This is a genomic window from Thermodesulfobacteriota bacterium (assembly GCA_035559815.1).
Classification (GTDB): domain Bacteria; phylum Desulfobacterota_D; class UBA1144; order Nemesobacterales; family CSP1-2; genus DATMAT01.
The window spans coordinates 1-14,644 of sequence record DATMAT010000036.1 but is presented as its reverse complement, the minus strand read 5'-3'; the positions used below and the strand labels follow the sequence as shown (position 1 = coordinate 14,644).

Below are 14,644 nucleotides of genomic sequence, written 5' to 3'. Positions count from 1 at the left end.
CGAGCTCAGGACGAACGGAAATTTCTTATTTACCCATTCATGCTGAGTCCTTCGATAGACTCAGGACAGGGCTAGTCGAAGCATGAAAAATTTTTTAGCTACTATTCTAAATGGAGGGCTAGGATTAATAAACCAGATAGGGAGATGCTTGAATCAATTGACATGAAAACCCAAGTGCGTGTAAATATGGAAAAAGAGTTTGTATCAACACTCCGCTTCATACCTTCATGTACCATCTTTACAATCTGCCTCTTGCTACTCCTAGGCTTATGGGCACAAACATCCCAGACCCAGCAAGTTTCTCCCTCGCCAGTTCGAGTTAAAACAGTCGACGTTATCGGTATGACCGTTTCCGACATCGATCGCGCTGTTGATTTCTATTCGAATGTCCTATCCTTCGAGAAGATATCGGATGTAGAGGTTTGGGGAACGGACTATGAGCATCTTCAGGGAATCTTCGGACTGCGGATGAGGGTGGTTCGCATGGGACTCGGTGATGAATTCATTGAGTTGACCGAATATATCACCCCTAAGGGTAGGCCGATTCCCGCTGACTTTCGCTCCAACGACCGCTGGTTTCAGCACATTGCCATAGTGGTCAGCGACATGGATAAAGCCTACCAGCATCTTCGTAAACACAAGGTGCAGCATGCCTCCACCGCTCCCCAGCGCATCCCGGATTGGAATACGGCCGCAGCGGGGATAAGGGCTTTTTATTTCCGGGACCCGGACGGGCATCATCTGGAGGTAATTTATTTTCCGACGGGTAAGGGCAATCCTAAGTGGCAGGGTCGGGGAGATAAACTGTTTCTGGGAATAGATCATACGGCGATTGTAGTAGGCGATACGGAGACCAGCCTCAAGTTCTATCGGGACTCATTGGGGATGAAAGTCTCCGGTGAGAGTGAAAACTACGGGACCGAGCAGGAACATCTGAACAACGTATTTGGGGCGCGTCTGCGCATCACGGCTATCAAGTCTCCATCAGGTCCTGGAATCGAATTTTTGGAATACTTAACGCCGAGAGATGGCCGTCCATATCCGTTAGATGCGCGAGCGAACGACCTTATACACTGGCAAACGACTCTCATAGTTGACGATGCAGAAGAGGCTGCCAAGGGATTATTGGGAAAGGGTTACGTATTTATCTCTCCTGGAGCCGTTCCAGTCCCCGAGACGAAGCTTGGATTTAAGAAAGGTTTCCTGGTTCGCGACCCGGACGGACATGTGATGAATGTGGTAGAGAAGTAATCTGGGACAAGAATGTTAATTCATAGAGGGCATGGATTAAAAGGTATAAAAGCCATATCGAGAAGTTACTAAACATTTTCTCCTTTATCTCTGTGTTCTCTGTGGCCAAAATTTTTTGATTAGGAGTTAATCATGGATACAAACCGACCACTTTTTATACCCGTAATTCTCGGGACGCCGCGGCAGGGGCGTATGAGTGAAAATGTAGCCCAGTTTATGGTGGAGGAGGTTGCAAAGAGAGAGGGTGTAGAAACTGAATTGATTGACGTAAGGAATATACCTTTGCCGACGACGGGCGCCGGAGAGGATATAAAGGACCCCAAGTTCTCCGCTTCTATGATGCGGGCGGATGCCCTGGTCATAGTTTCACCGGAATATAATCATGGCTATCCGGGACTGCTCAAACACGCGCTCGATACGAACCTGAAAGAGTATATTCACAAAGCGGTCGGGATCTGCGGGGTCTCTGCGGGTCCCTTTGGCGGCACGCGGGTGATACAAGGCCTGCTGCCGGTGATGAGGGAGCTGGGATTGGTGACTATATTCTGGGATGTCAATTTCTCCAGTGTGCAAAATGCCTTTGACTCATCCGGCAAGCTCCTCGACCAAGCTTATATAAAGCGCGCAGATAAGTTTCTCAAGGAACTCATATGGATGGCAAAGGTTTTGAAATATGGAAGGGAAAACGTGGCCCTGGAATAATTCGGATTTCTGAATTCGGATTTCGGATTGAGTTAAAAAATCTATTCCGCAATCAGCATTCCGAAATCCAAAATTGAATAAGGAGGTCATATGCCAAAACAAAAGATGAAGTGTCCGGGGTGCGGCTCGGAAATGAATCATCATGCTGAGAAGATTGATTACTCTACAGCCTTAGCTGACCCGAGTGCCCTCGATCCGGAGTTTGGCGGAGTGGTAGAGGAGGTTCACACCTGCCCCCAGTGTGGGGAAGTGGAGACTCGGAGGACAAAATGATATAGCCGCAGAGCGCACCGAGTTCGCACAAAAAGTCTTTTGTCTTTGGTCGATAGCTTTTAGACTTTCTTACCGAATAACTAACGACCAACGACTAACGACTAACGACTAATTCTGTGACCTCTGTGGCTAAAGTTTTACATGAGGGGATTGATAGGAATATGCCAAAGGATAAAGGAAACGCATTAAAAAGACCTCGGACGTAGCTCGATGAGTACGATGCAAATAGCGGTTTTTCCCTGGGATATGGAAAGGAGCCTCGGATTGGGTGATTTTATAATGTCGTTCATACTTCTCTCAAAAGAGCGAGGGGTTAAATGTAGTCCCACGTCGACTGGAGCTATAATCGAAGGGGATAGGGAAATCCTTCTAGAAATTCTCGATGAACTAAATAACACCTCGTTCAGCAAAGTAGCTAGAAAAGTGGCGATCACTGTGAATTTTGACGAGAATGCCGAGAAGTCTTTACTGCAGACTAAAGATCGGTTCTTAGACGAGGATTCGGTAAATCTTCATATCTCCGAGAGTAAAAATAACAAGGAAAAATCCGACAAAAGGATGTTGCACGACATGGTGGTAAAGAGGCTGGAAAGATATATTAACGATGACGAGGAGTTTTTAGGATAGTTATCTTATGTAATGCATCCTTATTATTGTCATTCCCGAGCGTAGCAATCGGGAATCCATAAACAGTCATAAAATTGGATTCCCGCTCCCCGCGTACGCGAGGACAAGCTTCGCGGGAATGACATTCTTGTTGAGCAACAGTAGTAATGATGGATAACATTAATTAATTGGGTAATTAATGACCCCAAAATCAGGGAGGTAAAAATGACGCAGGAAGAAGAAAGATTAGAGGAGGAACGAACCAGAAAGGCATACTGGTTGAGATGGGGGCCTTATGTTAGCGAGAGACAATGGGGAACGGTGAGGGAGGATTATAGCCCCTATGGTACCGCCTGGGATTATTTCCCCCATGACCATGCTCGGTCTAGAGCCTACCGTTGGGGCGAGGACGGAATTGCCGGAATCTCCGACAACCGCCAAAGATTATGCTTTGCTATCGCACTCTGGAACGGCAAAGACCCTATTCTCAAGGAAAGACTCTTTGGCCTGACCGGGAATGAGGGCAATCACGGGGAGGACGTGAAGGAGTATTACTTTTACCTGGACAATACGCCCACACACTCATACATGAAATGTCTTTATAAATATCCTCAGAGTGCTTATCCCTATGCGCAACTGGTCGAAGAAAATAAACGACGGACTCGAAGGGACCTGGAATTCGAGCTTTTAGATACGGGGGTATTCGACGACAATCGTTACTTCGATGTTTTCGTCGAGTACGCAAAGAATTCACCTGAGGATATCCTGATTGAGATCAGCGTGGTAAATAGAGGCCCTGAAGAGTCAACCATTCATCTCCTACCGACGCTCTGGTTCCGGAACACCTGGACTTGGAACGGGAGCGAGAAACCCTCACTCAAGGCCATAAAATCAAACGGTCGTTTTAGCGTGATCGAAACATCACATCCCACGCTCGGAAAGAGGTGGCTCTATTCCAAGGGCTCCAGCGAGCTTCTTTTTACCGAAAACGAGACCAACGCCGAGAGGCTATACGGAGCGGTCAGTATGACTCCGTATGTTAAAGACGGAATTAATGACTACATCGTTAATGGTCGAAAAGATTCAGTTAATCCCAACAAAACCGGCACGAAAGCGTCGGTGTATTATTTGCTGACTATACCTTCGGGAGAGACGACAAGGGTTAAGCTTCGTTTGAGTGACACTAAGGGCTTGCCCGAACCCTTTGGCGACAATTTTGACGCTGTATTCGAGAAACGGAAAGAAGAGGCCGATGAGTTCTATAGGCGTATAAATCCTTTTCCTCTGACCGAGGAGATGAGAAGTGTCCAGAGACAGGCATTTGCCGGAATGCTCTGGACAAAGCAGTTTTACAACTATGTGGTGAAGGATTGGCTTGAGGGCGACCCGGCAGAGCCGCCTCCTCCTCCGGAGCGCAAACACGGTAGAAACCATCAGTGGGTTCACCTCTATAACGACGACATTCTCTCCATGCCGGATAAATGGGAGTATCCCTGGTTTGCCGCCTGGGATACGGCGTTTCATACCATACCTTTAGTCATGATTGCCCCGGATTTTGCCAAGCGTCAATTGGTACTCCTCACACGCGAGTGGTATATGCACCCCAATGGCCAAATTCCTGCCTATGAGTGGGCCTTCGGCGATGTCAATCCCCCCGTCCATGCCTGGGCCGCCTGGCGTATCTACAACATCGAAAGAAAAATGTACGGCAGGGCGGACATACAATTCCTGGAAAGGGTTTTTCAGAAGCTCCTTCTTAACTTTACCTGGTGGGTGAACAGAAAAGACTCGGAGGGTAAGAACGTCTTCGAGGGTGGCTTCTTGGGACTCGACAATATTGGGGTATTCGACCGGAGCGCGCAACTTCCCACAGGCGGACACTTGGAGCAGGCCGACGGCACGAGCTGGATGGGTATGTACTGCCTTAACATGCTGGTCATTGCTATGGAGCTGGCAAGATACAATTCCGTTTATGAGGACATCGCCAGCAAATTCTACGAGCACTTTATATACATAGCCGACGCTATGAACAAGATTGGAGGAGAGGACGCCGGACTCTGGGATGAAGAAGATGGTTTTTACTATGATGTGTTGCACCTTCCCGACGGTAAACATCTATCCCTTAAGGTTCGTTCCCTGGTAGGTCTCATTCCCCTTTTTGCCGTCCAAACCCTTGAGCCTTCGATCCTCAATCAAATGCCCGGTTTCAGGAGCCGGTTGGAATGGTTCATAGAAAATAGGCCAGACCTCCGGGAAAACGTTGCCTGCATGAGAACACCAGGGATGGGTGAAAGAAGGCTCCTTTCCATAGTGAGTCAGGATAAACTCAGGCGAATTCTTCAAAGGATGCTCGATGAGAATGAATTTTTGGGGCCTTATGGAATACGGGCCGTCTCCAGGTATCACGCCGAGCACCCTTATATATTTCAGATAAATGGAAACGAGTATCGCGTGGATTATGAGCCGGCCGAATCAACCAGCGGTCTATTCGGCGGAAATTCCAACTGGCGGGGACCGGTTTGGTTTCCTACCAATTTTCTCATTGTCGAATCACTACAAAAGTTCCATTATTATCTCGGAGACGCCTTCAAGGTAGAATGCCCGACCGGTTCTGGAAAGCTGATGACCTTGTGGGAGGTAGCGATTGAAATCTCCCGTAGGTTGATGTCGATCTTTCTCAAGGATTCGTCTGGCTGGAGACCAGTATATGGCGGGACCGAGAAATTCCAGACCGACCCCAATTGGCAGGATTTGATTCTCTTCTTCGAGTATTTCCACGGAGACAACGGCGCCGGTATCGGCGCAAGCCATCAGACTGGCTGGACCGGGTTAGTAGCAAAACTAATCCAGCAATACGCCGAGTATCACATGCAGAATAAGCCGCCCGACCTTATATTCGAGGAGGAAGTACCTGCGCTCGCCGCCGCCAAGAGAGGGGCTGATTATGATAAGAAGATTAAAAAGACGGGTTGAGGATTAGGCTAGGGGCATGCCGCAGCGTGCCCCTACATATTTTGAGGTTTATGCAGGGGACGCCATTCATGGCGTCTTTGCTGTGCGATTGAAGAAAATCTTGTAGGAGCGGCTTCCAGCCGCGAATACTGCCTTGCCAGAAAGCGAGTCGTGACAGAGATATTAGAAAGATGAGTTAATGTGTTTGTCAGACAGGAATGTCTGACCCACCATATTATTTCCGATATTTGTTAGAACAAACATTCTTGTCTGTTATCTGAGCTTAAGGAGCATGCTAGATCATGACCATAAAATTCGGACGTGAAATATGCGGATACCTTGATTCGGCGGAGGCAAGGGAATGGCTGGTGACAAACGGCATCGGAGGCTATGCCTCAGGCACTGTATCAGGGTTACTAACCCGGCGTTATCACGGGTTGCTCATTGCTGCCTTGAAGCCACCGCTAGGACGGACATTACTCCTTACGAAACTAGATGAAACCGCTTATTATGACCGGTCTCAATATCCGCTCTACGCCAACCGATGGGCCGACGGCACAGTTGACCCGAATGGTTACCAGAACATTGAAGCTTTTTTTCTGGATGGGGCTATTCCGATATGGAGGTTCGCCTGCGCCGACGCCATTCTAGAGAAACGGGTGTGGATGAAGCAGGGTGCGAATACCACCTACGTTCGTTATAACTTGCACCGCGCCACCAGTCCGCTCAGTTTGGAAATCAAGGCGCTGGTCAACTATCGCGATTATCATGCCACTACGCACGGCGGGAACTGGCAGATGAAAATCGATTCTGTGAAGAATGGAATCTCGGTCACTGCGTTTGATGGTGCTCGGCCGTTTTATCTCTTGGTTGATAAAGGAGAAGCCCAGCCGACACACGACTGGTATTTTGGGTTTAATTTGGCCTTGGCAAAATACCGTGGACTCGACCATGTGGAAGACCATCTCCATGCCGGGACTTTTCGGGTCACCCTGAATCCGGGTGAATCGTTCACATTTGTAGCTAGTACGGAGCAGCGCCCTGACTTGAACGGTGAGGCTGCGTTGGAGGCACGGCAGAAGCACGAGAGAGGACTGATAGAAATATGGAGAGAAAAAGAGAGTGTTGATGTGGATAAAACCCCGGATTGGGTGGGTCAACTGGTACTGGCGGCCGACCAGTTCATAGCGAACCGACCAACTTCAGACGACCCAGAGGGTAAAACCGTTATTGCCGGTTATCATTGGTTTGGAGATTGGGGGCGCGATACCATGATCAGCCTTCCCGGCCTCACTATTTCTACCGGCCGCCCCGAGGTAGCTAAGTCGATACTCCGCACGTTCGCAAAATATGTGGACAAAGGGATGCTGCCCAATCGCTTTCCCGACGCCGGTGAAGCTCCTGAATACAACACGGTTGATGCGACCCTCTGGTATTTCGAGGCGATTAGGGCTTACCATAAGGCGACCGGAGACGACGGCTTTCTGGCTGAGTTGTTTCCGGTCCTTGGAGACATAGTTGACTGGCATATCAAAGGGACGCGCTACAATATCCATGTTGACCAGAATGACGGATTGCTCTACGCCGGAGAAAAAGGCGTTCAATTGACCTGGATGGATGCTAAGATCGGAGACTGGGTGGTGACGCCCCGCATGGGAAAGCCCATCGAGGTTAATGCCCTCTGGTACAATGCGCTTCTAACCATGTCTCGGTTTGCAAAGCGTATTAAGAAACCGTACAAGGATTATGAAATGGCGGCCAAGCGTGCGCTCATGGGATTCAGCCGGTTCTGGAGCGACGAGCTGGGATATTGCTACGATGTCATAGATGGGCCTGATGGAAATGACGGTTCGCTAAGGCCGAATCAGATAATCGCCGTTTCTCTACCGGAAAGTCCTTTAACGCCGGATAGACAAAGGAAGGTGGTAGAAGCATGTGCCCGGCATCTATTGACCTCACATGGGCTGCGCAGCTTAACCCCCAGCCATCCGCAGTATCAAGGGCATTACGGAGGCGACCAGTATCACCGCGACAGCGCCTATCACCAGGGCACGGTCTGGGGCTGGCTATTGGGTCCTTTCGCCTTAGCGTACTTAAAAGTCTATAACGACCCGGTAAAGGCTAGAGAAATCCTCGAACCCATCTCACAGCACTTGCTTGCTCACTGTGTAGGAAGCATGAGTGAAATCTTTGACGGAGATGCCCCTTTTACTCCCCGCGGCTGCATCGCCCAGGCCTGGACGGTAGCCGAGGTTCTTCGGGCCTGGATGGAGACGGGGAATAGATAGTTAAATTTTTATCTGTTTTTCTCTGTCATGCCCGAATGTAGTAATCGGGCATCCATACTTAAGAATCGGTTTCCCCTCCCCGAATACACCTTTGTAGGGGCGGGTACAAGCATACAAGTGAAGGTCCTTTAATCTATACTGAAGATGGTTGCGTCTAAAAGATCTCTTTTAAATTCTCGGACTGTGGTATATTTTCTCTTCCTATATTATAAGTTAGGACAGGTCAAGGGAAGCTCAAATTATATAATAGTAAACGAGGTGCCAATCATGAATTCAGAATCTAAACCATCGATAGAACGGATTTTTGATTTGTTGTCAAACGACATGCTGGAGCAGGCGGTTGAGTACGGAAGGGAAATAAGTGATGACCCGAAAGACGTGATAACGGCGCTAGAGACTAAATACGGCCGGGTATGGGCCTGGAAATATAGTATTTTCTATTACTATTATTTCAAAGTCGGTTCAGAAATGCTGATAGGATAGAACAAATAGGCTAGGGAGAGACGTAGTTGGTCAATATCTTATCTAAAACTACGGAGGAGCTTATTTCCAGTCAAGGGGAAAGAATGGAAATACCAGGCAAGAGGCTTCCCGTCCTCATAGGCAAAGCCATACCACAAAAATTATCAGAACGGACTAGGGAAACGTAGATCATCTACGGATATCTGAGGCTTCGTGGGGTTGAGCATTCTTACGGGAGGAAGATCAGTTTTAAGCCGGCGATAGTTAGAACCACTGCGAGGAGACGCTTGATGGTATTGTGTGGGAGCCGCCGGCTACCCAGATAAGCCCCGATCGTGCCGCCGCAGACGACGGCAGCGGCAAGGGGCAGGGCAAATGCTGGAAAGCTCTGGGTGGCGCTGATGTTGCCTAGCAGTCCTGATACGGAATTGACCAGGATAAAGAGGGCAGAGACTGCAGACGCGGTCTTAGTGCGTGCCCAATGCATGAAAATAACTAGCGGCGTCAGAAATATGCCCCCGCCAGTGCCGGTAAGTCCCGATAACAGGCCTAGCCCGGCTCCTACTCCCAAAGCCAATGGCTTGGATGGGTGTTGTGGCTCTTCCTCGGCGGGAGGATGAACCATAAAGCGCATGGCGGAGAAAAGGAGCACTATGCCGACAAGAACCTTGAACGTGTATGTGGGCAGGTTGAGATAGCCGCCTACAAAGGCCGAGGGGATGGAGAGCAGGGCGAACGGCCAAAAGAGCTTCCAGGAGAAATGCCCTGCCCGCCAGAACTGCCAGGAACCGATGGTGGCCACCAAGATATTAAGGACAAGGGCCGTCGATTTGATCTCAGCGGGTGCCATGTTGAAAAGCGACATGACGGCGATGTATCCGGATGCGCCGGCGTGGCCTGCCGAAGAGTATAAGAAGGCTACGACCAGCACAGCCAAGGTGAGCAACGCAAGAAATTCTGGTGTCATTCTGTTTTTGTATAAAGATGCACCCTGTTGCCTGACGCCTGAATTAAGCCTTGTCCCTATACGACGTTGGCTTCGATGAATCGTCAGGCGTCATCGAACTCATGGCGCACTGGACATTGCTTATCCAGTCCCGCCTCGACGAATGCAGCTTGTCGAGTGCCATCTGCCAGCCGGTTTCATTGTCAGATAGCGAGATTCCAGGTGGCACGTTGTCCTGTACGGCAAGCACATCCTTGCCGCCGCCCGCATCGGTGGGCGTGAACGTGGCCATCATCTCGCCGCGCATTGCGGCATCGGTTGTCTCAAACTCCATCACTTCGACCACCTGCTCATTTGGTACGAGCTTGACGAAGTGGCCGTGGTACGTTCACGTGTTGGCTGATGCGTGTAGACCTGGTAGCCATAAGCTCAATCATCCACAGCGGGTTTTGCTGCCTAACTACTAATCAAACTGCTAAAATATTGCTTACTTCCTCAATAGGGACATTGTGCCTGAAGTTTCTGTTCTAGCTGATGCTACGACAAACGTAATTTCCAGTCAAGAGGAAAGAACAGGATCTCGGTTCGGGTTGCTGAACCTAATTTTTAAGGTGAAATTCGAACCTCCACCGAGTTAATGAACCATTGAAAGTTGGATCGGCTGTGTAGTTCCATATCATTCGCCCTGGCGATATCGAAGGTCCTGGTTCCCACGGTAACCACAACGGACTGCCCCGACGGCACCGGCCCGGAGCTGAATAAGTGGGCAAAGTAGTGCTGGCCGCGGGTCAGGTTTTCCCTGTTTGCGCTCAAGTCATCGCCATCAGTCTCCCGATAAAGATTGGACATAAAGGACAGCGAAGGCTCGGGGACATTCGGGTGGAGAACATTCATCATGAGGTAGCTGTTTTGATTGCACCAGGCATTCGAGAACCCGAATTCGTCCTCAATTTCCAGGCGGTGGGTGCCGATTGTGCTCTGGGCGTCGATGAGTACTTCAACAAGGCCAGTTGTGGGCGGTACAAATCCAAACGCTATCTGGGCTTCAGCAGTTACCGAAGCATAGTCAAAATCTCCGGCATCGCCGCAATCCATGGTGGCCTCGTTGCCTACCAACCCGGCTTGCGGGTTCAGAAAGAGTTGTCGGTCCACCCGGAAGTTACTGCTGGCTTGGGAAACGAACCGGAAGAGGAAACCGAAAAACGGCGGTCTGAATAAGAACCACCGGTGAGGGTCAGACGGGTCGTCATCAGTCGCCACTACCCCCCAGGGTAGTTGAAACCTATGGAGCGGAGACAAGTTCATCCATTTGTCGAGATTATTAGGCAGGTTATAGCCTGGAACTACTTTGCCGTCGGCATCTGACAGTATCTTCTCCAGCCTTTCCTGGAACTCCCTGCCGATCCTACCCAGTTTCTCGGGGCTGGCTCCAAGCCTGCGGATTAGCGCATCGATTTTCCGTTTGCCCGCCCTCTTTTGTCTTTCGTAGTCACGATCCAAACCCTTGGGAGGCTGAAAGAGGTCGCTGAGGGCGAGGCGTTCGCGTTTAATCGCCTCCCTGAGTTCAGCCGATTTCTTCGCTCCCAAAAGGTTGCGTAGACGACGAAGAAGACCTTCAGTGAGCTCATCGGCTTTTTGACTGCGCAAGTTAATAGCTTTGCGCCGTTGTTCTTCCTGCTGGTTGAACGCTCTTTCTGCCAACTGACGCTCCTTTGTCGAGAAGTCCGTCAGAAATGGCAATGTGCGAGTTGTATGGTAACAATTTGGCATTTGGGTGCTCCTAACCGGTAATTAGACTACAAAGTGCAATTGTCCTGATACTACGACAGACTTAATATATAGTCAATAGGAAAGTACGTAGCAACCAAAAAGGGGCTTCTTATGCCCTGGTAGAGTTTGCCTAGTTTCTAAATCCTCATAGGATACAACTGTCATTCGGCCTTTCCTAATGTCATTTCCACTATCCCCTTTGTCATTTCGATTATTCCTCTGGTCATTTCGAACCCTGTCCTGAGCGGAGGCGAAGGAGCATGTGAGAAATCTTAAAATTCGGGAAATAACAGCTTTTGCTGTTAATCCCCATTGGAGAAGTTTCAGGGCAGGTTTAAGTGGTGTGACATCAATCACAGCGGATATAAATCCGCTCATGCTGAGCAAGGTCGAAGCATGACTTAAAGCAATGAGGTGTTCATCCTTCGACCCTTCGGCATAGCTCAGGGCAGGCTGGGCTCAGGACGAACGGCTTTCTATTTCATTAATCATTTTCAACGGAGTTATATTAAAATTTAGTGGATGACTGCCCGCACGTTCTGAGTCGAGCGGGTCGAAGTGTTCAGAGCCTGACCTGAGCCCTTCGATTTCCTCAGGACAGGCTTGCCGAAGGGAAAAATTCCACGGACGAAGCAATCCCATTTCTGAAAGTTAATGTTATCAGGACTCTCATAGGCTATTTAAACGGATATGATTTGTACAGCATCTACATAACAAACATAATGGGGACAAACTGATTTTAAAAAGTCTTTTTTATCCGTCTAAAAGCCTTGTTTACCAGGATGTATTTTTTTGATTTCGATTATTTTAGACAGCAGTGGTGTTGTGCATTATGTATGAAGGATTTCAGGATAACGCTCTGTATACAGCGGATTGCGGAACAAGTAGGATTCAAGCTGAATGATTAAGTTCAGCTTTTGTCTTTTCATACACTTATTTTCGAGTATTCTTATGCTATGGACAAAATAACCAATCCTCATCGGAGAAAACAAATTGAAGAGTTTGTTGACGATAATCACCCTTCTGTGGTGAGTGAGTATTATGATGTTCTTGACCGGGATTTAAGCCCCATACGGCTCAAGAAGGTAATGAATAAGTTAATCAAAAAGGACCCGCTCTTTTTTGATTCATATCTCGTTCTTGCCGATATTCTTTATTCTGAAAATAAACCAGAAGAGGCACGCGAGTTGCTTGCAAATGCATACATTCGCGCAGTAAAAAGGATTGTAGATAAGGATGGCAACTGGCCAAAGCATATGGAATGGGGCTGGCTTCAAAATAGACACATCATGCGATTTATCGTTCGGTATGCTTATCTGTGTTGGGAAGAAGGAAGAACTGAAGAAGCGTTGGCTATCTTTAGAAATCTTCTTCGAGCTAATCCAGACGATAACCAGGGCGTCCGTTATGCGGTTTTAGCTATTAAATTAGGACTCGGCCCGGATTGGGAAGATGCATTTCTTGTTACGAAAGGACTAATGGCGGGTGAAGCTCTTGATGCAAGAAAGGTAACGGATTGGTTTGAAAAGCATGCAAGGCGATTTCCTGAGGAGTTTGATTGGCTTTTCCAGGAGTGGAAAAAGCGGGGATATGATTGATGTGCACTGAACGATAATTGCGCTTACGGTTGGCCTTCCGGTTAGCTGTTTTACTGAATTTCTTCTTTTCTATCCACAGCATTTTCATAGGCATATTTCTTGTTATTGCATATCATTGCTAAAGCGACAAGATTAAGATTAAATTATTAAAAGCGCCAATGAAATTAGAACACGTAGAGTGCTATTCTGGTTATAAAGGTAATGAGCGTCCATTGAGCTTTTCGCTCGGTGATAGAAAATTCACCGTCGAAGAGCTATTAGACCAATGGTATGGTACTGACTATACCTACTTCAAAGTAAGAGCTGATGATGACAATATCTATATCCTAAAGTATGTTGAGCACGAGGATGAATGGAGCTTAGAGTTCTTCAAGGCAAAGGAGAAAACATAGAAACGAGATTCTTGAAAAGCCGACTTGTTCTAGCAGGAAATAAAGCCGAAGCAGTTAAAGCAAAATCAGGGTCTTGAGTTATAAGGTTTTGTATATTTTCTCGGACTAAGTTATCCGGATTTAAATTCACAATCCAAGACCTGACCCCGTGCCTATGTTTTCTGGGGCTAAGGTGTCCGGATTTGCACAATCCGAGCCCTGTGCCTTTCGCACCTCAACAATTTCTTTCTACTTTATTCTTCCTCTCTCCGATTTGATAAAAAAGGTTGCCTTTTATTTGGTTACTTCGCTCAAGCTTGGATAGTGACTGAGGTTCTTCGCGCGCGGATGGCATGGTGATAGGAAAAGGATAGTTAGAAAACCTGATATTAATATAAGAAAGCAAGAGATAATAGCACATCGCTACCCATATCTGAGTTAATACCGCATTTTCAGAGGTGCCAAGAAAGGATTTTATTCTGAGGTTCTGTTTAATCCACCTGTAAAACTCTTCAATCTTCCACCGAGCCTTGTATATCTGAGTAATGGTATAGGCGGAGAGAAGGAAATTATTGGTTAGAAACACCAGTTCCTTGTCCGTCTCGGCGTCATAAAAGCCCACTAGCCTTAACTTCTCCGGATAATATCTACTCTGGTAATACCCCTTAAGCTTGATGGTGTAATCGAAGAGTAGACCCTTTTTCTCATTCACCTCCTGCTGTCCGATAATCTCATAATTAATATTCTTCTTTGCCCTGGTGACAAAATAAACCCCGGATTTACTCAGTGAATTCAACCACTTATCCCCCGGTTAAACCGGGGGACCATATAGGCCCTGTCCACGGACACTATGCTGTCCGCCATAAGGGGTAAATCTAATTCCTTTGCCACCTTAACATCATGCCTCCTCCCCTCGGTTATGACCATGAACGTAGGGATACACCCACTATGATCATATAAGTTGTGTATCTTTAACGCCCCCTTCCTCTTCCTGAACCTGGCCCAGGGATAAAGACTCAAACATAACTCCACTACTGTGGCATCTAATGTATATAGGGGATTATTGAACCGGAATTTATGCTTGGGAGTTATATCCCGGCACCGGCTCAGTATCCGGTAGAACAACTCCTCATACACTCGCCAACTCCTCTGTTTATTGGCATCGGATAGGGTGGATCTCTTTATATCTTTAATCCCCAGGTGATACCATTTGCTGCTCTGGGTCCGAAGAGAGGTCTCTATGTCTCTGAGACTGTCCTTCCCCCTTATCTGGGCATAGAGAAGGGATATAAACTGTTGCCAGCAACTAAAGTACTTCACATATCGGTCTGATTGGTATTTCTTTACTATGACCTCAAATTGATGTCTGGGTATTAAATGTAATATCTGATTGAAGATTGTGTTATAATGGGACATGGCTTGAAT

General features: G+C 47.9%; 13 protein-coding genes and 1 pseudogene. 9 read left to right on the top strand and 5 right to left on the bottom strand.

Going from position 1 to position 14,644, the window contains the following annotated elements; translation table 11 throughout:
• Positions 1 to 144: 144 nt before the first annotated feature.
• The 7 genes from VNN20_10210 (at position 145) to VNN20_10180 (ending at position 8,555) form a co-directional block, all read left to right on the top strand.
• Positions 145 to 1,251 (top strand): VOC family protein, encoded by a 1,107-nt coding sequence (locus VNN20_10210; GenBank protein HWP92554.1) that lies wholly within the window; start codon positions 145 to 147, stop codon positions 1,249 to 1,251.
• Between the two features lie 132 nt (positions 1,252 to 1,383).
• Positions 1,384 to 1,953, top strand: a complete 570-nt coding sequence (locus VNN20_10205) for an NAD(P)H-dependent oxidoreductase (GenBank protein ID HWP92553.1) — start codon at positions 1,384 to 1,386, stop codon at positions 1,951 to 1,953.
• A gap of 90 nt (positions 1,954 to 2,043) precedes the next feature.
• Complete coding sequence (locus VNN20_10200; GenBank protein ID HWP92552.1) at positions 2,044 to 2,226, top strand: hypothetical protein; 183 nt, start codon at positions 2,044 to 2,046, stop codon at positions 2,224 to 2,226.
• A 210-nt stretch (positions 2,227 to 2,436) separates the two neighbouring features.
• Complete coding sequence (locus VNN20_10195; protein ID HWP92551.1) at positions 2,437 to 2,853, top strand: thiamine-binding protein; 417 nt, start codon at positions 2,437 to 2,439, stop codon at positions 2,851 to 2,853.
• Positions 2,854 to 3,057: 204 nt separating this feature from the next.
• Entirely contained in the window at positions 3,058 to 5,805 is a 2,748-nt protein-coding gene (locus VNN20_10190) for a glucosidase (GenBank protein HWP92550.1), read from the top strand.
• A 281-nt stretch (positions 5,806 to 6,086) separates the two neighbouring features.
• Positions 6,087 to 8,072: an amylo-alpha-1,6-glucosidase gene (locus VNN20_10185; protein HWP92549.1), complete on the top strand. Its 1,986-nt coding sequence runs from the start codon at positions 6,087 to 6,089 to the stop codon at positions 8,070 to 8,072.
• Positions 8,073 to 8,339: 267 nt separating this feature from the next.
• The gene (locus VNN20_10180) at positions 8,340 to 8,555 is read left to right on the top strand and encodes a hypothetical protein (protein HWP92548.1); all 216 of its coding nucleotides are present in this window, start codon (positions 8,340 to 8,342) and stop codon (positions 8,553 to 8,555) included.
• Positions 8,556 to 8,763: 208 nt separating this feature from the next.
• Here VNN20_10180 and VNN20_10175 read toward each other — a convergent pair whose 3' ends face one another.
• The 3 genes and pseudogenes from VNN20_10175 to VNN20_10165 form a co-directional block, all read right to left on the bottom strand.
• Positions 8,764 to 9,501: a sulfite exporter TauE/SafE family protein gene (locus VNN20_10175; GenBank protein ID HWP92547.1), complete on the bottom strand. Its 738-nt coding sequence runs from the start codon at positions 9,499 to 9,501 to the stop codon at positions 8,764 to 8,766.
• Between the two features lie 43 nt (positions 9,502 to 9,544).
• Positions 9,545 to 9,853 (bottom strand): annotated as a pseudogene (locus tag VNN20_10170) (SRPBCC domain-containing protein).
• A 233-nt stretch (positions 9,854 to 10,086) separates the two neighbouring features.
• Complete coding sequence (locus VNN20_10165) at positions 10,087 to 11,250, bottom strand: hypothetical protein (GenBank protein HWP92546.1); 1,164 nt, start codon at positions 11,248 to 11,250, stop codon at positions 10,087 to 10,089.
• A 956-nt stretch (positions 11,251 to 12,206) separates the two neighbouring features.
• Here VNN20_10165 and VNN20_10160 point away from each other — a divergent pair.
• Both VNN20_10160 and VNN20_10155 read left to right on the top strand, forming a co-directional pair.
• Positions 12,207 to 12,848 carry a tetratricopeptide repeat protein gene (locus VNN20_10160; GenBank protein HWP92545.1) on the top strand — a complete coding sequence of 214 codons (642 nt, stop codon included), beginning with the start codon at positions 12,207 to 12,209 and terminating at the stop codon, positions 12,846 to 12,848.
• Positions 12,849 to 13,006: 158 nt separating this feature from the next.
• Complete coding sequence (locus tag VNN20_10155) at positions 13,007 to 13,240, top strand: hypothetical protein (protein ID HWP92544.1); 234 nt, start codon at positions 13,007 to 13,009, stop codon at positions 13,238 to 13,240.
• 214 nt (positions 13,241 to 13,454) lie between these two features.
• Here the strand turns inward: VNN20_10155 and VNN20_10150 are convergent, their stop codons facing one another.
• The gene (locus tag VNN20_10150; GenBank protein ID HWP92543.1) at positions 13,455 to 14,015 is read right to left on the bottom strand and encodes an IS4 family transposase; all 561 of its coding nucleotides are present in this window, start codon (positions 14,013 to 14,015) and stop codon (positions 13,455 to 13,457) included.
• Positions 14,012 to 14,644, bottom strand: a 633-nt coding sequence (locus VNN20_10145) for an IS4 family transposase (GenBank protein HWP92542.1), incomplete at its 5' end; no start/stop codon positions are given. The genes VNN20_10145 and VNN20_10150, both read right to left, overlap by 4 nt.